Below are 21648 nucleotides of genomic sequence, written 5' to 3' on the forward strand. Positions count from 1 at the left end.
CCCGCGAATAGGCCGGCAAGCCCTGCCACCACTGTGGGACTACGCCATTACAGCGGCAGCCCGGCCTTCACCCGGTACTGGTTGCGAACCGGGGTTGCATATTGCTGCACCAGATACGGTTGGTGCTCGGCCGGGCAGGCGTCCAGGCGGCTCTGCCATTGCTCCTGGGCCTTGCCCAGTTCCTCGGCCGGGAACAGTTCGGCGGCCTTTGGCACCTGCAGTTGCGGATCGGCTTCGCTCCATTGCGCGTAGGCCAGGTAGTGCACCGGGAACAGCCGGTAGCCGCCGAGGATCTGCCGGTCCATTTCCTGTGCCAGTACCTTGGTGTCCTCGAAGACCCCGCTCAGCGGCGCGGCAAAGTTCACATGCACCCGGCCCTTGTAGCCGGTGATGCCCTTGGCAATGCTCACGTCATCCTCGCCCGGTGCCTTGCTGTAGCTGCCGGTGGTCGCGCGGATGTACAGCTCGCGGGCCTTGGCCAGGTCGCAGGGGTCGTATTCGTAGCTGATCGACACCGGGGTGAGGTTCAGCGACTGGATGACCTCGGCGAACGGCTCGTCCTTGCGGCTCATGTGGAACATTTTCAGGATGGCCGATTCGGTGCGGTCGTCACCGTCCTTGGCCCGGCCTTCGGCCTGGGCGATCCAGATCGACTGGCAGTCGTTGCGGATCGAGTGGTTGATATAGGCCGACAGCAACTGGTAGGCCGCCATCTTTTCCCGCCGCCCGCTGATCGAGCGGTGCACGATGAAACTCTTGTTCAGGCGCATCAGGTCGCTGACGAACGGCTTCTGCAGCAGGTTGTCGCCGATGGCGATGCGCGGCGTCGGCAGGCCGGCGTGGTAGACGGCGTAGTTGACGAAGGCCGGGTCCATCACGATGTCACGGTGGTTGGCCAGGAACAGGTAGGCGGTGCCGGACTTGAACTGCTCGACGCCGGTATAGGTCACGCCGTCGGTGGCCCGCTCGATGGTGTTGTCGACGTAGACCTCGATCTTGTCCTGCAGGGTCGCCACGCATTTCACGTCGGCGAACTCACGGCGCAACCGGTAGGCGATCAGCGGCCTGAGCAGCCAGCCGAAGGCGCCGACCAGGCGCGGGAAACGGAAGTGCGTGAGAATATCCAGAAACGCCTTGTCGCCGAGCAGCCGGGCCAGCACGGCTGGCACCTCGGAGTCGTCGTAGGGTCGGATGGCATCGAATTCGCCCATCATGCTCTCTTGTTGGAAACGGCTAGGGTAAGTAGAGGGTTGAGTGATAAATAACAAAGCCCGATTGGAAAAATAAGGCTCGGACAAAAATCGGCCTTGCAAATAGACCGGCAATTATACGCACAAGTCACCTTCGGAGGCCGCGATGCTGGAAACTGAGTACTACTCATGCCCCTACTGTGGTGAAGAGTCCGAGGCCGTGCTGGATCTTTCCGGCGGCGACCAGACCTATATCGAGGACTGTCCGGTGTGTTGTCGACCGATCGTGTTCACCCTGCAGACCGACGGTCAGGAGTGGATGCTCGACGTGCACACGGAAAACGAGTGATGGGGCGTGTCTATGCAGCGCATCTATGAACCGGAGAACCTGATGGAGGGCGAGCTGCTGCAGGGCATGCTCGCCAGCGAAGGTATCGAGGCGCACTTGGTCGGGCGCGACCTGCTGGGCGGCGCCGGCGAGTTGCCGGTGTTCGGCCTGCTGGCCCTGGCGGTCGAGAACGACCAGGCGCAGTACGCACGAGAGCTGATCGCCGCGTACAATGCCGCATTGCCCTTGCCTGGCGACGAGCCGGAGCACGTTGCCGGCGTGCTGCTCTGCTAGCAGCCTCCAGGCCCTTGATCGAGTTTACAGAACGAGTCGTATTGCCCCATGTGTGGACGTTTTGCCCTGTTTCGCTGGAACCCCGCCTTTGCGGCACTGCCCGGTTTTCCCGCTGATCAGCGGGCGCAGTGGAATATTTCGCCCAACGATTCGGTACTGATCCTGCGCGCCCATGCCGGCCAGCGTGAACTGGCCCGTGCCCGCTGGGGGCTGACTCCGGCCTGGCTGACCGACCTGTCGCGCACACCGGCGCATGCGCGGGCCGAAACCCTGGCCGAGCAGCCGATGTTTCGCCAGGCGTTTCGCGAGCGGCGTTGCCTGTTGCCGGCCAACGGTTTCTACGAGTGGCGTGGCACCCAGCGCAAGCGTCCGTACTGGCTGACGCCGGCCGAGGGCTCGAGCCTGTTCTTCGCGGCGGTCTGGGAGGCCTACCCGGTGCAGGAGCAGGTCTGGCTGAGTACCGCAGTGGTCACGCAAGCGGCGGCCAGCCAGCGTCGCCCGCTGATCCTCGACGAGGCCGGGCAGGCCGCCTGGTTGGCCGAAGACACCCCGCTGCACGTGTTGCAGGGGTTGCTGGCGAGTCCACAGATGCCGTTGCGCGAGCGTCTGCTGGCCAACCTGGTGAATGATCCGAAGCTCAATGCGCCGGAGTGCCTGACGCCGGGTTGAGGCCCTGCACTCGTTGATGATCGTTCCCACGCTCCGCGTGGGCACGCAGCCCGTGACGCTGTGCGTCACAAGAGAGGACGCCGAGCGTCCAGGGGGCATTCCCACGCAGAGCGTGGGAACGATCGGTTCACCAGCAGGTTTAGTGCAAGTCATCACACCGGGTGGTATCAGACCTTTGATGATCGTTCCCACGCTCCGCGTGGGCACGCAGCCCGTGACGCTGTGCGTCACAAGAGCGGGCGCCGAGCGTCCAGGGGGCATTCCCACGCAGAGCGTGGGAACGATCGGTTCACCAGCAGGTTTAGTGCAAGTCATCACACCGGGTGGTATCAGACCTTTGATGATCGTTCCCACGCTCCGCGTGGGCACGCAGCCTGTGACGCTGTGCGTCACAAGAGCGGACGCCGAGCGTCCAGGGAGCATTCCCACGCAGAGCGTGGGAACGATCGGTTCACCAGCAGGTTTAGTTCAAGTCATCACACCGGGTGGTATCAGACCTTGAACTGATTGATCAGCCGGCGCTGCTGCTCCGCCAGCTTGGTCAGTTGCGCGCTGGCCGTGCTCGACTCGTCGGCACCGCCGGCGACCTCGTTCGCCACCTGGCCGATGTTGATCACGTTGCGGTTGATGTCGTCGGCCACCGCACTCTGTTCCTCGGCGGCGCTGGCGATCTGGGTGTTCATGTCGTTGATCACCGACACCGCCTGGGTGATGGTTTCCAGGGCCTGGGCGGCCTTGGCCGCATGTTGCACGCTTTCGTCGGTCTTGTGCTGGCTGTCCTCCATGACCTTGACCACTTCGCGAGTGCCCTGCTGCAACTGCTGGATCATCGACTGGATTTCCTCGGTGGCCTGCTGGGTCTTCTGTGCCAGGTTGCGTACCTCGTCGGCCACCACGGCAAAACCGCGCCCCTGTTCGCCGGCCCGGGCCGCCTCGATCGCCGCGTTGAGCGCCAGCAGGTTGGTCTGCTCGGCAATGCCACGAATCGCGGTGAGGATCGCGTTGATGTTCTCGCTGTCCTTGGCCAGGGTCTGCACCACGCCCACGGCGCGGCCGATTTCCACGGCCAGGTCGCCGATGGCGGTGGAGGTGTCACGCACGATGCGCATGCCGTCGCTGGCGGCCATGTCGGCGTGGCTGGCAGCCTGTGCGGCCTGGGTGGCGTTGCGGGCCACGTCCTGGGCGGTGGCGGTCATTTCCTGCACGGCGGTGGCAACCTGGTCGATCTCGGCCATTTGCTTGTGCACGCCGAGGTTGGTGCGGATCGCGATGTCGGCGGTGTGCTCCGAGGAGTCGCTGACGCTCTGCACTGATGTCACCACCTGGGTGATCATCGCCTGCAGTTTCACCAGGAAGGTATTGAAGCCCTTGGCGATCGAGCCCAGTTCGTCGGCGCGGTCGCTGCTCAGGCGGCGGGTCAGGTCGCCTTCACCCTGGGCGATGTCGTCGAGCATCGCCACCATCTGCCGCAGCGGCCGGGCGATACCGTGGCCGACCAGCCAGATCACCAGCAGGCCGATTGCGGCAATGACCAGGCCGACCACGGCCATGCCGAATACGTCGGCCTTGCGCTGTTCGTCGAGGTCGCCCTGGAGCTTGTGCAGGTCGGCCATCACCGCGTTCAGCGGCAACTGCATCATCAGGGTCCAGCGCGCATCGCTCTGGCCGATGCCGAAGGGCAGGTAGAGTTCGATCAGGCCCTTGCTCTTGTCGACGTTGTAGGTCACTTCGCCACGGTTGAGCTTGCCCAGGGTGGCGACCTTGTCGGCATCGAGAATGTCGCTGACCTTCTCGCCGAACTTGCTCGGGTCCTTGGTGTACGCCACCAGGCGTCCGTTGGTGCCGACCAGGGCCATGTTGCCGACGCCGTTGTAGAGCTTCTGGTTGGCCGCCAGCAGCATGTCCTGGATGAAGTTCACCGACAGGTCGGCGCCGACGATGCCCTGGAATGCGCCGCCGAGCATGATCGGCTGGATGAAGGAGGCGAGCATCACCATCTTGTCGCCGACCTTGTAGGGGGCCGGGTCGATCACGCAGGTCTTGCGGGTTTCCTTGGAACACAGGTAGTACTCGCTGGCGCGCACGCCGGTGGAGAGCACCTTCTGGTCGTCGACGTCGACCAGGGTCGAGAAGCCCAGGCTGCCATCGTCATTGCGGAACCACCAGGGCAGGAAACGCCCGTCCTTGGCCGCACCGGCCTTGGCATTGTCGGCATAGGCTGCGTCGTTGTGATCCAGGGCGTTCTTTTCCCAGCCAATGTAGGCGCCGAGCACCTTCGGGTTCTGCTCGACGTTTTCCTTGATCAGGCTGATCAACTGTTCACGGCTGATACTCAGGACCGGTTTGCCGTCGGCGTCCGTGGTGCCGAGCAGGGCGTTGACATGCACCAGCCCGGATGCGATCAGGAGGGGTGCCTCGAGCTCGCGCTGGATCTGGCTGACCTGGGTTCGGGCCAGGGCATTGAGCCGTTGTTCGATCACCTGCTCGAACTGCTCCTGCGTGCGTTGCTGCACCATCTCCTGGGTCTTGGCCCCGGACACCAGGGCATAGATCACCAGGGCGGCAACCACGCTGAGGACGATCGCGCCGGCCAGGGCCGCGACGGAAAACTGGATCGACTTGAATTTCATGGGAGCTCCGGACGCGGGAGATGACGTCTGTCCGGTTGTATCGGCAAGGATTTGTTCGGGCATGAGGGGCGTGGCTGGAAATGACCGTTTTGAGTGCGCCCATGTCGTAAATGAATAAGTCTCCAGGCCCTGCCAGCCGCGCCGAGCAATGAGTCGTGAATTTTTTCCTACAAATGTTGAAGCTCGTCTGAAATCCGGAACGACAGAAGTTTTGTATCTGGCGTCGATACAAATCACCGCCTAGGATAGCCGGCAGTTTTCAGGGAGAGTGTTCATGACTAAACGATTGGTTTTGTGTGCGTTGACAACGGGAATGCTGCTGGCCGGGTGCCAGGCGGTCAATACCACCAACGGCGGTGCCGTTGGCGTTCAGCGCCAACAATATATGTTCAGCATGTTGTCGAGTCAGGAAGTCGATCAGATGTATGCCCAGTCGTATCAGAAGACGCTGGGTGAGGCGAAGGGATCGGGCGTGCTGGACAAGACCAGTGCCAATGCCAAGCGGGTCCAGGCCATCGCCAATCGGCTGATCGCCCAGGCGCCGAATTTCCGCCCGGACTCGGCGCAGTGGCAGTGGGAGGTCAACCTGATCAAGAGCGATGAGCTCAACGCCAACTGCGGTCCCGGCGGCAAGATCATCTTTTATAGCGGGTTGATCGACCAGCTCAAGCTGACCGATGACGAAATCGCCGCGGTGATGGGGCATGAGATCGCCCACGCCCTGCGCGAGCACGGCCGCGAAGCGATGTCCAAGGCCTATGGCATCCAGATGGCCAAGCAGGGGGCGGGTGCCTTGTTCGGTCTGACCCAGGACAGCCTGGCGCTGGCCGATACCGTGGCGAACTACGGCATGACCCTGCCCAACAGCCGGGAGAACGAGAACGAAGCCGACCTGATTGGCCTGGAGTTGGCGGCTCGCGCCGGTTACAACCCGAACGCGGCCATTACCCTCTGGAACAAGATGAGCAAGGCCTCTGAAGGCGCGCCGCCGGAGTTCATGAGCACTCACCCGGCCTCCAGCAGCCGGATTGCTTCGCTGCAGGCGGCGATTCCCAAGGTCATGCCGCTGTACCAGCAGGCCCGCAAGTCCTGAGAATCATGTTCCCGGGGTTGAGCAGTACTCGTGGTTGAGCAGTACCTGTGGCGAGCGGGCTTGCCCGCGCTCGGCTGCGTAGCAGTCGCAAACCTGCTGCCTCGTTCTTTCCGATCGTACGGGTAGGCCAGGTTCAGGGCTGCTTGGCAGCCCAGCACGGGCAAGCCCGCTCGCCACATAAACCCTCTCCCCTGGTCTGGTCATCCAGCAGGGGGAGGGCATCGTCTTCAGATCCAGCCGCTGCTCTGCATTGCCTTGTACACCGCGACGATCGCCAGGATGAAGAACGCCGAGGCGGCCAGGCGGCGAATCAGGGTCAGCGGCAGCTTGTCGGCGGCGAAGTTGCCGGCCAGCACCACCGGTACGTTGGCAATCAGCATGCCCAGGGTGGTGCCGATGATCACCAGCCACAGTTCCGGATACTGGGCCGCCAGCATGACCGTGGCGACCTGGGTCTTGTCGCCGATCTCCGCCAGGAAGAACGCGATCAGCGTGGTCAGGAACGGGCCGAACTTGCGGCTGGTGCTGGCTTCGTCATCGTCCATCTTGTCTGGCACCAGGGTCCACAGTGCGGTGGCGGTGAAGCTCGCGGCCAGCACCCAGTGCAACACCGCATCCGAGAAGAAACTGCCGAACCAGGCACCTACCGCGCCGGCTGCCGCGTGGTTGGCCAGGGTCGCGGCGACGATACCGGCGATGATCGGCCAGGGTTTGCGAAAACGAGCTGCCAGGATGAGCGCGAGCAATTGCGTCTTGTCGCCGATTTCGGCCAAGGCAACGATTGCGGTGGGAACGAGAAGAGAATCCAGCATCAGGTTTTCCTAAGGGGCGGGTCGACACGGCTATGACACGTACAGCCTTCCCGCCCCGGGTAAGGTGTGCGTGTCATAGGTCTTGTCAAACCCCGGGTTCGTCTGTGCGAACCGTGGGTCGCATGCGCCATGGTCTGAGGACCAAGTATGTTGACGCATGCCGGACGAGCGTGGCGCTCGTGGGAGACTACTCCCCTAGGACGGAGCGGATTCTGCCTAGGCAAAATCCATTGCGCAAGCGTTTATTTTTCAGCCGCGCCTGGCACTGTAGATTCGGAAACCGTCGCCTTCGGCCCGTGTCACGCAGTTGCCCAGGTACTCCTCGATCAGCGGTTGGTAGCGTAGGAAGCTGTTCGCCACGAGGCGAAGTTCGCCGCCGTTTCGCAGATGTTTGGCCGATTTTTTCAGCAGGTTCTCGCTGGCCTGGTAATCGGTATGAACCCCGGTATGGAACGGCGGGTTGCTCAGGATCGTGCTCAATCCCAGGGGCGCGGCATCGATTCCGTCCCCCGTCAGCACCTCACCTTCCAGACCGTTGGCAGCCAGGGTCAGGCGACTGCTGGCGGCGGCGAAGGCGTCGACGTCGAGCATGACCACGGGGTTGTCCGGGTAACGACGCTTCACCGCCGCGCCGAGGACACCGGCACCGCAGCCGAAGTCGAGCAGGGGACCGCCGGGCAGGTTGTCCAGGTGTTCGAGCAGCAGGGCGGTGCCCCGGTCCAGGCGACCATGGCTGAACACGCCGGGCAGGCTGACCACCGTCAGGGGACCATCGGCCAGTTCCAACTGGTAGTGCCTGGCGAGGCTCTCCAGCGGTTTGGCCTGTGGTGCCTCGGCGACACCAACCTGCCACAGCTGGCAATGCCGGGCGCTGTCGAGCTTGCGTGGCTTGCCGAGTGTCGACAGCTTTTTGGCCGCGCCTTCGATGCCGCCGCGTTTTTCACCGACCAGGAAAACCTCGCCGCCGGGCAGCCGCGAGGCGACGGCATTGAGCAGGTAGTCGGCCAGTTCGCGGGACTTGGGCAGGAACACCACGGCGGCGTCGAACGCTGCCTCCGGCGGATTCACGCCAAAGTGGCTGCGCCCGGCGAAACGTGCCTCCAGGGCCGCCTGGTCGCCGGCGTGCCAGCACCAGCCGCGGGCGTTGGGCAAGTGGCCGAGCAGGTCGTCGGCGGGCAGACCGACCAGCAGCAGGTTGCCCTGGAAATATTCGGCCTGACGAAGCAGTACTTCACTGCGCGGATCCATGGTCTGCTCCCTGAAAAAAAGTCCGGCAGTCTATCAATTGACGACCCGTAGCGCTGCCCCGGCGAAAAAGCCCAGGGCATTTTCCGCCAGTTGGCCGACGATGCGTTGCCGGGCTTCGCGGCTGCCCCAGGCGTTGTGCGGGGTGACGATCAATCGCGGAATGTCGCCGGCCAGCAGCGGGTTGTCGGCACGCGGTGGCTCGACGCTGAGAACGTCGGTCGCCGCGCCACCGAGATGACCGTTGCGCAGGGCGTCGGCCAGCGCCTGCTCGTCGATCAGGCCGCCGCGGGCGGTGTTGACCACGAAGGCTCCCGGCTTGAGCAGGGCCAACTCGGCGACACCGATAAAATGGCGGGTGTGTTCGTTCAGGGGGCAGTGCAGCGTCAGGGCGTCGACCTGCGGCAGCAACTGTGCCAGCGGGATGCGGTCGTCTCGCTGTGGTCGTCCGGGAATCTGCCCCAGCAGCACGCGCATGCCGAAGGCTTCGGCCAGCTTCGCCACCGCCCCGCCCAGTTCGCCATGACCGAGCAGGCCGAGCGTCTTGCCCTGCAGTTCGACGATCGGGAAGTCCAGCAGGCAGAACTGTGTCGCCTGCTGCCAGCGGCCCTCGCCCACGGCCTTCTGGTAATCGTTCAGGCGGGTCGCCAGGGCCAGCAGCAACATCAACGTATGCTGGGCTACCGACGGGGTACCATAGGCCTGGCAGTTGCTGACGGTGATACCCTGCGCCCGGGCGGCAACCAGGTCGACGTTATTGGTACCGGTGGCAGAGACCAGGATCAGTTTCAACTCGGGGCAGGCAGCCAGCGTCGCGGCGTCCAGCGGCACCTTGTTGGTGATGGCGACAGTGGCACCGGCCAGGTGTTCGAGCAGGTTCTGCGCTGTGGTCCGGCTGCACAGGCGCAACTCGTCGAAGCAGGCGCGCAAGGGTTCGAGGTCGAGGTCGCCGAGGTCCAGGGAGGGATGATCGAGAAATACCGCGCGGCGAGGGTGGCTCATCAACTGTACCTTTTGTGCTGTCGGGTGAACGCGTAAGGTAGCCAGCCTAACAGATGACCTACCCAGTTACCGAGGAGTCCACGGGCGTGTCCATGTACCTGACCGAATTCTTGACCGTTGCGCTGATTCACCTGCTGGCGGTGGCCAGCCCGGGCCCCGACTTTGCCGTGGTGGTGCGCGAGAGCGTGACCCATGGCCGGCGTGCCGGCACCTGGACCGCATTGGGAGTGGGCAGCGCGATCTTCCTGCATGTCGGATATTCGCTGCTGGGCATCGGCCTGATCGTGTCGCAGTCGATCGTCCTGTTCAACGTGCTGAAATGGCTGGCGGCGGCCTATCTGCTGTACATCGGCTTCAAGGCGATTCGCGCCAGGCCGGCGGCGCCGGCCTCGGAGCAGCTGGCCAAGCAGGCGGGCGAGCGTACGGCCCGCGGGGCCTACACGGCGGGCTTCGTGACCAATGGCCTGAATCCCAAGGCGACGCTGTTCTTCCTGTCGTTGTTCACCGTGGTGATCAATCCCCACACGCCGCTGGCGATCCAGGCCGGCTATGGCATCTACCTGGCCGCGGCCACCGCGTTGTGGTTCTGCCTGGTGGCGCGGTTGTTCAGCCAGCCACGGGTGCGCGCCGGCTTCGCCCGCATGGGCCACTGGTTCGACCGGACCATGGGCGCGGTGCTGATCGCCATCGGCGTGAAGCTGGCGTTCAGCGAGATGCACTGAGCTACCCACTGTCGGCGTATTTTCCCTGCGGCATATCGGCTGTTCACGGCTGATGGGCTTTGAACGTATGATGCGCGGCTTTTTATCGATCCTTTGCGGCCAGATGCCCAATCACTCAACTGGATTTTGAACTGGATTAACTGATGGTACTCAAGAAACGACCCGAGCAGCTTCTTTACCTGGTATACGGTGGGCAGGACGTATATCGTCGAGAAGCAAAGTTCAGCATTCTGTCGGCACTTGCGAAGTGTAAAACTCCTGGAGAACTTGTTATCCGGGTGTTCACCGACAACCCTGATGACTTTCTTGGCTGGCCTGTGGATACAGTGCCGTTGAGTGCCGAGTTGCTGCAAGAGTGGCAGGGCGTTGATGGTTATTATCACCGGCGCAAGGCCTGCGCGATTGCCGCAGGCCTTGAACTTGCAGAAAAAACACTGTTTGTCGATACGGATACCCTGTTCCTGGTTGATCCCCTCCCGTTGATTCGTCGTATCAAGCCGGAGCATTACTGGGTCGATGAATTCGAGTTTTCGTGGGACGAGGTGAAGAGGCGTTCTCAGTTTCTGGCGCTGTCTCAGCATCTGCAAGCCAGTAACTCACCGACTCCAGCCGGATGGAGGCTGTTCAACAGTGGTGTCTGTGGCCTGATGGACAGGGATGTCGGCTTGATGACCGAGTCCATCAAGTTGATCGATAGCTGGTCCAGGCATGTCAAGGATCTGCATACGCTTGAACAGATAGCCTTGTCATGGGTGATGCATGGCAAGCGGATAGGACAGACTCGGCGACAGATTTACCACTACTACTCAGACAAGAAGTTTTTCCATGCGATGCACAAGGTTTTCTTTGAGCAATATGGCGAGCACTATCGGGAAGAGCTACCTGGATTGTCGAAAGAAGTGCCTGTGTACAAATGCGTTCCAGGCTTTCTATCAAGAGCAAGAATCAAAATTGACCTTATACGCACACCTGTAGCTCTTCACAAGGTGGGGCGTGACCTGCTCTACGGCAGTGTATTGTCCACTTCGCACTATGCCGATGCCTGCCGTGCTGTCTGGTGGGAAAAAGGCTTGAAAGAGATTCGACTCGCTGCACACTCCGTTGATTCGGATGGGTGGCCGCAGGGACTGCCTAAGCCATCATGCGTTGCAGCAGGAAAACAATGGCGTGAATATTCGCAAGAACACTTCTCGCAAGTAGGCTCTACCCGATCCTGATCATTTCATTGAACTGGTTCAGGTTGGCGACATATTCGCGCGGGTTCTCCCCCAGCAGTCGCCGGAACATCGAGCTGAACGCTCGCGCACTGCCGTAGCCGGTGGCCTTGGCCACCTGTTGCACGCTGTCTCCGGCCAGCAGCCGGGGCAGGGCTTCCATCAGGCGCAACTGCTGGCGCCAGGTGTTGAAGTTCATCTGCACCTGCTGCTGGAACAACCGGGCCAGGGTCCGGGTGCTGGCACCGACCTGCAGCGCCCAGTCTTCCAGGGTATTGGGATGGGTCGGGGTCTGTAGCAGTGCCAGGCAGATGCGTTGCAGCCGCCGGTCGCTGGGCATCGGGATGTGCAGCGGCAGGTTCTCCAGGGTGGCGAGTTCTTCCAGCATCAGTTGCTGGATCAACGGATTGCCGGCCTGCTCTGGTCCCTGGACCGCCCTCATGATCAATTCACGCAGCAGCGGCGTCACCGCCAGTACGCAGCAGTTCTGCAGGTTGGCCGGCGACAGTTCGGCGGCGACGAACAGCGAACGCATCCGCACCTCGCCGCTCATGAAAATCTCATGCTCCACCTGCGGTGGAATCCATACCGCCCGGGTCGGCGGGATGACCCACGCCCCCTGGCTGGTCACCAGGCGCATCACGCCACACGCGGCATACAGCAACTGCGCCTCGGCATGTCGGTGCAGTTCCTGGTGGGCACCGTCGGGGTAGTCCCGTGGGTAGGCGCTGACGGGGCCGTGGAGGAAGTGGCTGATCAACATGTGCGATGGGCCCAGTCTGTCCGGTTTGATGACTTATATGGCAGAAATGCGTTTTGTTGCCAACCTAGCATAGGGCTCCCCCGACTTTCGTGAGGCGTGCCGCCATGCACCAAGCCAGAAACGTGATCCGCTATATCAATGCCGCCCATGTGATCGACCACATGTTCATGCTGATCTTTCCCGCTGCCGTACTGGGCATGGGCGAGGCCTTCGGTCTCGACTTCGCCCAGATGATTGGCCTTTCCCTCGGCGGCTTCATTGCCTTTGGCGCCTGTTCGCTGCCGGCGGGCTGGCTGGGCGATCGCTGGAGCCGGCGCAGCATGATGCTGCTGTTCTTCTTCGGCATCGGTGCGGCCGCGGTGTTCACCGGCCTTGCCAGCACGGCGCCGATGTTGACCCTGGGGCTGACGCTGATCGGCATTTTCGCCGCGATCTATCATCCGGTGGGCACGGCGATGCTGGTCAGCTACGCGCGCAACCGCGGCCGGGAAATCGGCATCAACGGCATGTGGGGCAACCTTGGCGTGGCGTTTTCGGCGTTGGTCACCGGACTGCTGGTGGCGCACTTCGGCTGGCGCGCCGCGTTCATCCTGCCCGGGGTGATCTCGATCCTGCTGGGCGTGGGATTTGCCTTGCAGGTGCGCGAGGAGCCGATCCCGGTGACTGCCCATGTCCGGCCCAAGGGTGAGAATGGCCGGCAGATCTCGATGGTCATGGTATTCAGCGTACTGGCCCTGGTCACCGCCACCGGCGGAGTGGTGTTCAACGCCACCACGATGACCTACCCGAAGCTGTTCCAGGAGCGTCTGCATGACCTGTTCGCCTCGCCGCAGGCCCTCGGCCTAGTGGTCAGCCTGGCCTATGCCTTCGGTGCGGTCGCGCAGTTGAGCATCGGCCGGGTGATCGACCGTGTCAGCCTCAAGTGGCCCTTCGTGCTGTTGACCCTGTGCCAGGCGCCGATGTTGTTCGGGCTGGCCCATGTCGATGGCGTGGCGGTGATGGTCCTGGGCGCGGCATTGATGTTCGTGGTGTTCGGCCAGGTCACGGTGAACGACGCGATGGTCGCCAATTTCGTCGCCCCGCAGTGGCAGGCACGGGTGTTCGCCTTGCGCTACTGCCTGTCCTTCGGGGCCAGCGCCACGGCGATTCCGTTGATCGCCTACATCGAGCCGCGCCAGGGTTTTGCCGGGTTGTACCTGGTCCTGGCGGGGTTTGGCGCGCTGACCTTCATCGCCGCGCTGGTGTTTCCCAGGACCCCGGCCCAGCTGCCAGCGGGGCAGGCGGCCTGAGCTGGGGAATGCTGCGACGCGAATAGTGTCTTATTGCCATTATTCGCGTCCGTCTGCAAATCATCCCTTTGGGTGATTTAGAGAGTGCGCGACGTCTCTAGAGTGCCTATCTTTAGCCACGACCGTGCAGTCAGAGAAAGGGAACTCCATGTTGCAGACACGCGTAATTCCGCCCGCCGAAGGGGCTTATCGATACCCGTTGCTGATCAAGCGGTTGCTGATGTCCGGCAGCCGCTACGAGAAGACCCGCGAAATCGTCTATCGCGACAAGGTGCGCTACAACTATCCCACCCTGGCCGAGCGGGTCGCCCGCCTGGCCAACGTGCTGACCGCCGCTGGCGTCAAGGCCGGCGATACCGTGGCGGTGATGGACTGGGACAGCCATCGCTACCTGGAGTGCATGTTCGCCATTCCGATGCTCGGTGCGGTGATCCATACGATCAACGTGCGCCTGTCGCCGGAGCAGATCCTCTACACCATGAACCACGCCGATGACCGCTTCGTGCTGGTCAACAGCGAGTTCGTCGGGCTGTACCAGGCGATTGCCGGGCAGTTGACCACCGTGGAGAAGACCCTGCTGCTCACCGATACCGACGCGACCACGGCCGAGCTGCCGAACCTGGTCGGCGAGTACGAGCAACTGCTGGCGGCGGCGAGCCCGGTCTACGACTTCCATGATTTCGACGAGAACTCCGTCGCGACCACCTTCTACACCACCGGTACCACCGGCAACCCCAAGGGCGTGTATTTCAGCCACCGGCAACTGGTGCTGCACACCATGGGCGTGGCGACGGTCATGGGCAGCGTCGACAGTGTACGCCTGCTGGGTACCAACGATGTGTACATGCCGATCACGCCGATGTTCCACGTGCACGCCTGGGGCCTGCCCTATGTGGCGACGATGCTTGGGCTCAAGCAGGTTTACCCTGGCCGCTACGACCCGGAGTACCTGGTGGAGCTGTGGCGCAGGGAGAAGGTCAGTTTCTCCCACTGCGTACCGACCATCCTGCAGATGGTGCTCAACGCCAAGGCAGCGCAAGGCACCGACTTCAAGGGCTGGAAGATGGTCATCGGCGGCAGCGCGCTGAACCGCACACTGTACGAAACCGCCAAGAGCCGTGGCATCCAGCTGACAGCCGCCTACGGCATGTCGGAAACCGGGCCGCTAGTGTCCTGTGCGCATCTCAACGAAGAGCTGATGGCCGGCAGCGAGGACGAGCGCACCACCTACCGGATCAAGGCCGGTGTGCCCGGGCCGCTGGTCGAGGCGGCGATCATCGACGATGAAGGCAATTTCCTGCCGGCCGATGGCGAGAGCCAGGGCGAGCTGGTACTGCGGGCGCCGTGGTTGAGCGAGGGCTATTTCAACGAGCCGGAAAAGGGGGCCCAGCTCTGGGCCGGTGGCTGGCAGCACACCGGGGACGTCGCGACCCTGGACAGCATGGGCGTGATCGACATTCGTGACCGGATCAAGGACGTGATCAAGACCGGTGGCGAATGGGTCTCGTCCCTGGCCCTGGAGGACCTGGTCAGCCGCCATCCGGCGGTACGCGAAGTAGCAGTGGTGGGCATTGCCGACCCGCAGTGGGGCGAGCGTCCGTTTGCCCTGCTGGTGGTGCGTGAAGGTCAGCAGATCGACGCGAGGGAGCTCAAGGAACACCTCAAGCCGTTCGTCGAGCTGGGCCACCTGAGCAAGTGGGCGATTCCGAGCCAGATTGCCGTTGTTACTGAAATTCCCAAGACCAGCGTCGGCAAGCTCGACAAGAAGCGTATCCGCCTCGACATCGTCGAATGGCAGGAAAGCAACAGCGCCTTCCTTTCCACCTTGTAACCCTGCCTCGCCGCGCCCGCGAGGGCGTGGCAACCCCCACCAAGCAAGCGCTTGCCTTGCCAAATGATTTTTTTCGGCCATGCTTGCCTCGCCAATGGTGGCGAGGCGGGGCAAAGGGCTGTGCCAGAGTGGTTGCCGACTGCAAATCACACTTTAGAGGGATCAAGCAGTACTACCCGCTGGCTATAGTCCGTCCAGGGATTTTCAATAACGGAGCAGGCACGCGCTATGAGCGTGCCACCTCGAACGAGACAGGGAAGCAGGTTTTCCGTGTGCCCGGGGCGTTCTTGAAAGTGCTCACTGCCATAACAATAAAGCACATGGAGTAGCGTCGATGATCTCAGTAAACCCGTTCTGGCGCCGGGCAAAACTGCCCTTGGCCGTCAGTCTCGCCTCTACGCTTGCCGGTCCCGCCTTCGGCGTCAGTTTCAACATCGGTGAAATCGAAGGCAGCTTCGATTCGTCGCTGTCGCTGGGCGCCAGCTGGTCGACCCAGAACCCGAACAAGAACCTGATTGGCGTCAACAACGGCGGCAAGGGCCTGTCGCAAACCTCCGACGACGGGCACCTGAACTTCAAGGCCGGGGATACCTTTTCGAAAATCTTCAAGGGTATTCATGACCTGGAGCTGAAGTACGGCGACACCGGTGTGTTCGTGCGCGGCAAGTACTGGTACGACTTCAAGCTGGAAGACGAGGACCTGAGATTCAAGAACGTCAGCAACGACAATCGCAAGGAAGGCGCCAAGTCGTCCGGTGGGCAGATTCTCGATGCGTTCGTGTACCACAACTACTCGATTGCCGATCAGCCGGGTTCGGTGCGTTTCGGCAAGCAGGTGGTGAGCTGGGGTGAGAGCACCTTCATCGGCGGTGGCATCAACTCCATCAACCCGATCGACGTGTCGGCTTTCCGACGTCCAGGCGCCGAGATCAAGGAAGGCCTGATCCCGGTCAACATGTTCTATGTGTCCCAGACCCTGACCGATAACCTGTCGGCCGAGGCGTTCTACCAGTTGGAATGGGACCAGACGGTGACGGATAACTGCGGGACGTTTTTCTCGCAGCCGGATGTGATCTCTGATGGCTGCTCGGACAATCTCAGGTTACTGAGCAAGCGTTCGTTTCTCGCGACTCAGCCTGGTGCACTGCCGCTGCTGGCAGGGTTCGGGGTCAACGTCAACGAAGAGGGGGTTCTGGTCAAACGCGGTGCTGACCGTGATGCTCGGGACAGTGGTCAATTCGGTGTAGCGTTCCATTACAACTTCGAGCCGCTGGATACCGAGTTCGGCGCCTATTTCATGAATTATCATAGTCGTGCGCCGATTTTCAGTGCCACAGGTGCGTCGGCAGCGACTTTTGCCGCGGCTAACGCGTTGACGCTGACTCCTGCCGCTAGCTTGCGTCCTCTGATTGTCGCGGGCAACTCCAGCTACTTTGTCGAGTATCCCGAAGACATTCGACTCTATGGTTTGAGCTTTTCCACGACTCTGCCTACCGGAACGGCCTGGAGCGGTGAACTGAGCTACAGGCCAAACGCACCGGTGCAGCTCAACACGACCGACATTCTTTATGCGGGTGTCACGCCGTTGATTGGGCTGGGGGCGGCATCTCCGCTCAAGGGCACTGCCGGCACCGATTTGCATGGCTATCGCCGCAAGGAGATCACTCAATTCCAGACAACGTTCACGCACTTTTTTGATCAGGTCATGGGCGCCAGTCGCCTGACTCTGGTCGGTGAAGTAGGGGTTACCCATGTTGGTGGTCTGGAGAGCAGTTCCAAGGCGCGTTATGGACGTGACCCGGTATTTGGTCCGGGCGCAGGGGCACTTTGTGCAACGCTCAACGCCGGTACGATTCTGGGCGCTGGTCCAGGCGCGGATGGCAGCAACCGTACCGAGAACTGCAACAACGACGGCTTCACCACCGCCACCTCCTGGGGCTATCGCGCCCGGGCCATCTGGGAATATCCGGATGTCTTCGCTGGCGTGAACCTCAAGCCGAACGTGGCCTGGTCCCACGACGTGAAAGGCTATTCGCCAGGCCCTGGCGGCAACTTCGAGGAAGGTCGCAAGGCCGTCAGCCTGGGCCTCGATGCCGAATACCAGAACACCTACACCGCGAGCCTGGCCTACACCAACTTCTTCGGTGGCGACTACAGCACGGTGGATGACCGTGACTTCGTGGCGCTGAGCGTCGGTGTGAACTTCTAAGCAGGCTGTATTTCAGGAAGAACAAGAAGATGAAGATGACCAAGAATCTGTTGCAGGTCGGCGTACTCGGGCTGTCCCTGCTGGCGAGCAGCGTGATGGCCGCGGTGTCGGCTGACGAAGCGGCCAAGCTGGGCAGCAGCCTGACCCCGATGGGCGCGGAAATGGCCGGCAACGCGGCCGGTACCATTCCTGCCTGGAAACCGATGCCGAAGAACATCGGCAGCGCGGACAGCAAGGGTTTCCTCTCCGACCCGTATGCCAGCGAAAAGCCGCTGTTCATCATCACCGCGCAGAACGTCGAGCAGTACAAGAACCAGTTGGCGCCAGGCCAGTACGCGATGATCAAGCGCTATCCGGATACCTTCAAGATGCCGGTGTATCCGTCCCATCGCGGTGCCACCGTGCCGGATGACGTGTTTGCCGCGATCAAGGAAAACGCCACCAGGACCAATCTGGTCAGTGGCGGCAACGGCCTGGAAAACTTCAAGACGGCGGTCCCGTTCCCGATTCCGAAAAGCGGCGTGGAAGTGATCTGGAACCACATCACCCGCTATCGCGGCGGCAGCGTGACCCGCCTGGTGACCCAGGCCACGCCACAGGCCAACGGTTCGTTCAGCCTGGTGTATTTCCAGGACCAGTTCGTGTTCCGCGACAAGATGAAGGACTACGATCCGGCCAACCCCGGCAACATCCTGTTCTACTTCAAGCAGAAAGTGACCGCGCCGGCGCGCCTGGCCGGTGGCGTGCTGCTGGTCCATGAAACCCTCGACCAGGTCAAGGAGCCGCGTTCGGCGTGGGTCTACAACGCCGGCCAGCGTCGCGTGCGGCGTGCCCCGCAGGTTTCCTATGACGGCCCGGGTACCGCGGCTGACGGCCTGCGGACCTCCGACAACCTCGACATGTACAACGGCGCGCCGGATCGCTACGACTGGAAGCTCGAAGGCAAGAAGGAGATGTATATCGCCTCCGACAGCTACCGGCTCGACGATCCGAAGCTCAAGTACGCCGACATCATCAAGGCCGGCCACATCAACCAGGACCTGGCTCGCTACGAGCTGCGCCGGGTCTGGCATGTGGTCGCGACCCTGAAGGAAGGCCAGCGCCACATCTACGCCAAGCGTGACTTCTACATCGACGAGGACACCTGGCAGGCAGCCGTGATCGACCACTACGACGGTCGTGGTCAGCTGTGGCGCGTGGCCGAGGCGCATGCCGAGAACTACTACGACAAGCAGGTGCCGTGGTATGCCCTGGAAACCCTCTATGACCTGCAGTCCGGCCGTTACCTGGCACTGGGCATGAAGAACGAGGAGAAACAGGCGTACGACTTCGGTTTCACCGCCAATACCAGCGATTTCACTCCCGCCGCCTTGCGTCAGGACGGCGTTCGCTGAGGTTTGTTGCAAGGCAGAGGCGCATCCTCTGTCAGAACGCCCCGACTGGTTCGGGGCGTTTTTTTGTCCGGAAAAACTATGGCTAGATATTTCAAGATGAAGGCATTTCGACACATTTGCGCTAAAAAAACCTTCAGTGCGCTGACAATTCCCGCTAGTCTGCGTTGATGTGCCTTGCCGATAACAGCCTTTGACAAGAGCCGGCCATGACTGACCTGTTTCGTATGCCTGGCCCCATGGGGGCGGCCATACCCGTACTGGAAGGACGTTTCTACCGACCGCCGTTGCCCGAGGGGCATGTGCTGCGCCCGCGCCTGTGCGAACGGCTGGCGGCCGGCCTGCAGGGACGTCTGCTGCTGATCAGTGCCCCGGCTGGCTTCGGCAAGAGTTCACTGGCGGTGGAGTTCTGCCAGAGCCTGCCCGGGCACTGGCAAAGCCTGTGGCTGGGGCTCAGCCCGCGCGACAGTGATCCGGGACGTTTCCTGGAACGCCTGCTCGAAGGCTTGCAGCAATATTTCCCGCAACTGGGCGGTCGAGCGCTGGGCCTGTTGAAGATGCGCCAGCGCCACCAGCCGTTTGCCTTCGAGGAATGGCTGGACGGGCTGCTCGATGAGTTGGCGCTGCAGTTGTCGAGCAACACCCCGCTGCTGCTGGTGCTCGATGACTACCACTTGGCCCAGGGGCCGGTGCTGGACCGCTGCCTGCAGTTCTTCCTCAACCATCTGCCACCGGGGTTGCTGGTGCTGGTCACCAGCCGCCAGCGGCCGGAGTGGCACCTGGCGCGCCTGCGCCTGTCGCGACAACTGCTGGAACTCAACGAGCAGGACCTGCGACTGACCGCCGGCGAGTGCATGACCCTGTTCGACCGACACCGCAATTCATTGAGCGGTGATGCCCTGCAGACCCTGATCGAGCGCAGCGAGGGCTGGGTTGCCGGATTGCGCTTCTGGCTGCTGGCGGCACAGGCCAACGATGAGGAACTGCCCCAGGTCCTGCACGGCGGCGAAGGCCTGATCCGCGATTACCTGCTGGAGGAGGTGCTCGACTTCCTGCCGCCGCATGTCCAGGCGTTTCTGTATGACACCGCGCCGCAGGAGCGGTTTTGCCGCGAGCTGTGCGATGCGATCCGTGAGTCCCATGACAGCGGGCAGATTCTCGATTACCTGCAGTCGCACCAGGTGTTCCTCGTGCCGCTGGACGAGCACGGCCACTGGTTTCGCTATCACCACCTGTTCTCCGACCTGCTGCGCAGCCGGCCCGCCACCAACACCCTGGTGCCACCCGCTACCCAGCACCTGCGCGCCTGTCGCTGGTTCAGCGCCCAGGGGCTGCTCGATGAGGCGGTGGAGCAGGCGTTGCGCGCCGGTCATCTGGACGTGGCGGCCAACCTCGTACAGAACCTTTCCGAAGAGCAACTGCTGGCCGAGCAGAACGTCGGCATGCTGCTGCGCTGGAAAATGGACCTGCCCGACAGCCTGCTGATCAGTTCGCCGCGGCTGATCGTGCTGTATGCCTGGGCCCTGGGGCTGGCCTGCCAACTGGATGCCGCAGAGGAACTGGCCAGCAACCTGAGCAACTTCCTGCCGGCACCCTCGGCCACGGCGCAGAAGTCCATGCTGGCCCAGTGGCTGGCCCTGAGCGGCATCATCGCCCGCGGTCGCGGCGACCGTGAGCGGACCCTGGCCTATTGCGGCGAAGCCCTGCTCAGCCTGCCGCACAAGCGTTATGGCCAGCGTCTGTTGTGCCTGTCGACGCTGTCCAACCTGGCGATTTCCGAGGGTGACCTGTGGCGCGCCCGCAGCCTGAACCGCGAGTCGCTGGAGCTGGCCCAGCGGGTCGGCAACCCGTTGTTCGAGGCATTGGCCCATTACGACCGGGCGCGGGTGCTGCAGGCCCGTGGCGAGATCCAGCGGGCGCTGGTCGAGGTTCAGCAGGGCTTGCAGCGCCTGCAGGGGCTGTCGCCCCAGCGACTGTATGCGGCCCGGGCACGGCTGACGATGTACGAGGGGTATCTGCTGAGCCTGCGCCTGCAGCCGGAGGAGGCGCGCCTGCGCCTTCTGGCGGGACTGCATGAAGCGCGGGCCTGTCGCGACATCAGTGTGCTGATCGGCTACTGCGTGATCGCCAATCAGGAAGGCCGCGCCGGTGATTTCGCCAGGGCCTTTGCCGAACTGGCCGAAGCCGAGCGACTGATGCATATCTGGGATGTGCCGCCGATCTACTACCTGGCGATGATCACCCTGGTCAAATGCGAGCTGTGGCTGGCGCAGGGCCGGGTGGACCTGGCCGACGCCTGGCTCGGTCGCCTGGGGCAGACCTACAATGGAGAACAGCCGGCGGCAGCGCCGGAGTTTCATCCACAGTTGCCGGCACACATCGAGTTGCAGCAGGCGCAGCTCGACGTCAGCCAGGGCCGGCCCGAGGCGGCCCGCCAGCGCCTGGGGCGGCTGGTGGCGCAGGGGCAGGCCAGTGGTGGGCAACTGCTCAGCATCCTGGCCTGGAACCAGCAGATCCTGCTGGCTCTCGCCGAGTCGCGGGAGGGCGAGGCCCGCTCGCTGTTCGCCCGGGCAGTGGAGGCGGGCACCGGTGGTGCCCTGCTGCCCTTCCAGGCCTTGAGCGCCCACCATCCGGAGTGGATGCGCGAGCAGTTGCTATCGGGGCCGGATACCCCCCTGCGCCATAGCCTGCTGGCGCTGTTGCCGGCGCCGGTGGCACGCGAACCGCTGCCTCCCGGCGAGCAACTGAGCGTTCGCGAACTGGCGGTCCTGCAACTGATCGCCCAAGGCTGCTCGAACCAGGAAATCAGCGACCAGTTGTTCATCTCGTTGCACACCGTGAAGACCCACGCCAGCCACATCAACAGCAAGCTCGGCGTGGAGCGACGCACCCAGGCGGTGGCTCGGGCGCAGGAGCTGGGCCTGCTCGGCGAGTCACGCTGAGTTGGAACTGCGTCGTATCCCACC

The 21648-nt window shown here is 62.8% G+C and carries 17 protein-coding genes, 1 pseudogene and 1 riboswitch; of the genes and pseudogenes, 11 read left to right on the top strand and 7 right to left on the bottom strand.

Annotated features, from left to right (window positions below; genetic code table 11):
• Positions 1 to 47: 47 nt before the first annotated feature.
• Entirely contained in the window at positions 48 to 1211 is a 1164-nt protein-coding gene (locus HU752_RS05635) for a 1-acyl-sn-glycerol-3-phosphate acyltransferase (RefSeq protein WP_186686189.1), read from the bottom strand.
• Between the two features lie 145 nt (positions 1212 to 1356).
• On the opposite strand from HU752_RS05635, the gene HU752_RS05640 reads away from it, so the two are divergent.
• The 3 genes from HU752_RS05640 to HU752_RS05650 are packed head-to-tail and all read left to right on the top strand — an operon-like array spanning position 1357 to position 2481.
• On the top strand, positions 1357 to 1539 hold the full coding sequence (locus tag HU752_RS05640) for a CPXCG motif-containing cysteine-rich protein (protein ID WP_186686172.1): 183 nt from the start codon (positions 1357 to 1359) through the stop codon (positions 1537 to 1539).
• Between the two features lie 12 nt (positions 1540 to 1551).
• Positions 1552 to 1812: a putative signal transducing protein gene (locus HU752_RS05645; protein WP_186686169.1), complete on the top strand. Its 261-nt coding sequence runs from the start codon at positions 1552 to 1554 to the stop codon at positions 1810 to 1812.
• A 48-nt stretch (positions 1813 to 1860) separates the two neighbouring features.
• Complete coding sequence (locus HU752_RS05650) at positions 1861 to 2481, top strand: SOS response-associated peptidase (RefSeq protein ID WP_186686167.1); 621 nt, start codon at positions 1861 to 1863, stop codon at positions 2479 to 2481.
• A gap of 491 nt (positions 2482 to 2972) precedes the next feature.
• On the opposite strand, the gene HU752_RS32055 is transcribed toward HU752_RS05650, so the two are convergent.
• On the bottom strand, positions 2973 to 3815 hold the full coding sequence (locus tag HU752_RS32055; protein WP_437182357.1) for a methyl-accepting chemotaxis protein: 843 nt from the start codon (positions 3813 to 3815) through the stop codon (positions 2973 to 2975).
• Between the two features lie 15 nt (positions 3816 to 3830).
• Positions 3831 to 5174: pseudogene (locus HU752_RS32060) on the bottom strand (methyl-accepting chemotaxis protein); the annotation flags it as partial.
• A gap of 211 nt (positions 5175 to 5385) precedes the next feature.
• Here HU752_RS32060 and HU752_RS05660 point away from each other — a divergent pair.
• Complete coding sequence (locus tag HU752_RS05660) at positions 5386 to 6204, top strand: M48 family metallopeptidase (RefSeq protein WP_186681222.1); 819 nt, start codon at positions 5386 to 5388, stop codon at positions 6202 to 6204.
• 227 nt (positions 6205 to 6431) lie between these two features.
• Here HU752_RS05660 and HU752_RS05665 read toward each other — a convergent pair whose 3' ends face one another.
• From HU752_RS05665 to HU752_RS05675, 3 genes are all read right to left on the bottom strand, one after another.
• Positions 6432 to 7016, bottom strand: coding sequence for a TMEM165/GDT1 family protein (locus HU752_RS05665; RefSeq protein WP_186681220.1), 585 nt, complete (start codon positions 7014 to 7016; stop codon positions 6432 to 6434).
• An 87-nt stretch (positions 7017 to 7103) separates the two neighbouring features.
• A riboswitch (yybP-ykoY riboswitch) is annotated at positions 7104 to 7225 on the bottom strand.
• Between the two features lie 40 nt (positions 7226 to 7265).
• The gene (locus tag HU752_RS05670) at positions 7266 to 8264 is read right to left on the bottom strand and encodes a methyltransferase (protein WP_186681219.1); all 999 of its coding nucleotides are present in this window, start codon (positions 8262 to 8264) and stop codon (positions 7266 to 7268) included.
• A 33-nt stretch (positions 8265 to 8297) separates the two neighbouring features.
• Complete coding sequence (locus HU752_RS05675; protein WP_186681217.1) at positions 8298 to 9263, bottom strand: 2-hydroxyacid dehydrogenase; 966 nt, start codon at positions 9261 to 9263, stop codon at positions 8298 to 8300.
• Between the two features lie 92 nt (positions 9264 to 9355).
• Between HU752_RS05675 and HU752_RS05680 the strand changes: the two genes are divergently transcribed.
• Together HU752_RS05680 and HU752_RS05685 are read left to right on the top strand one after the other, a co-directional pair.
• Entirely contained in the window at positions 9356 to 9985 is a 630-nt protein-coding gene (locus HU752_RS05680) for a LysE family translocator (RefSeq protein ID WP_186681241.1), read from the top strand.
• A 143-nt stretch (positions 9986 to 10128) separates the two neighbouring features.
• Entirely contained in the window at positions 10129 to 11202 is a 1074-nt protein-coding gene (locus tag HU752_RS05685; RefSeq protein WP_186681215.1) for a hypothetical protein, read from the top strand.
• On the opposite strand, the gene HU752_RS05690 is transcribed toward HU752_RS05685, so the two are convergent.
• Positions 11189 to 11962, bottom strand: coding sequence for an AraC family transcriptional regulator (locus tag HU752_RS05690; RefSeq protein WP_186681213.1), 774 nt, complete (start codon positions 11960 to 11962; stop codon positions 11189 to 11191). The genes HU752_RS05685 and HU752_RS05690 overlap by 14 nt on opposite strands.
• A gap of 104 nt (positions 11963 to 12066) precedes the next feature.
• On the opposite strand from HU752_RS05690, the gene HU752_RS05695 reads away from it, so the two are divergent.
• The 5 genes from HU752_RS05695 (at position 12067) to HU752_RS05715 (ending at position 21624) form a co-directional block, all read left to right on the top strand.
• Positions 12067 to 13251: an MFS transporter gene (locus HU752_RS05695; protein ID WP_186681211.1), complete on the top strand. Its 1185-nt coding sequence runs from the start codon at positions 12067 to 12069 to the stop codon at positions 13249 to 13251.
• Between the two features lie 148 nt (positions 13252 to 13399).
• Positions 13400 to 15082: a fatty acid--CoA ligase gene (locus tag HU752_RS05700; protein ID WP_186681209.1), complete on the top strand. Its 1683-nt coding sequence runs from the start codon at positions 13400 to 13402 to the stop codon at positions 15080 to 15082.
• Positions 15083 to 15416: 334 nt separating this feature from the next.
• The gene (locus tag HU752_RS05705) at positions 15417 to 17291 is read left to right on the top strand and encodes a DUF1302 domain-containing protein (protein WP_186681207.1); all 1875 of its coding nucleotides are present in this window, start codon (positions 15417 to 15419) and stop codon (positions 17289 to 17291) included.
• 29 nt (positions 17292 to 17320) lie between these two features.
• Positions 17321 to 18685 carry a DUF1329 domain-containing protein gene (locus HU752_RS05710; protein ID WP_186681205.1) on the top strand — a complete coding sequence of 455 codons (1365 nt, stop codon included), beginning with the start codon at positions 17321 to 17323 and terminating at the stop codon, positions 18683 to 18685.
• A gap of 206 nt (positions 18686 to 18891) precedes the next feature.
• The gene (locus HU752_RS05715) at positions 18892 to 21624 is read left to right on the top strand and encodes a winged helix-turn-helix domain-containing protein (RefSeq protein ID WP_186681203.1); all 2733 of its coding nucleotides are present in this window, start codon (positions 18892 to 18894) and stop codon (positions 21622 to 21624) included.
• Positions 21625 to 21648: the final 24 nt, after the last annotated feature.

Origin of the sequence: Pseudomonas vanderleydeniana, assembly GCF_014268755.2 — a bacterium.
Lineage (GTDB): Bacteria > Pseudomonadota > Gammaproteobacteria > Pseudomonadales > Pseudomonadaceae > Aquipseudomonas > Aquipseudomonas vanderleydeniana.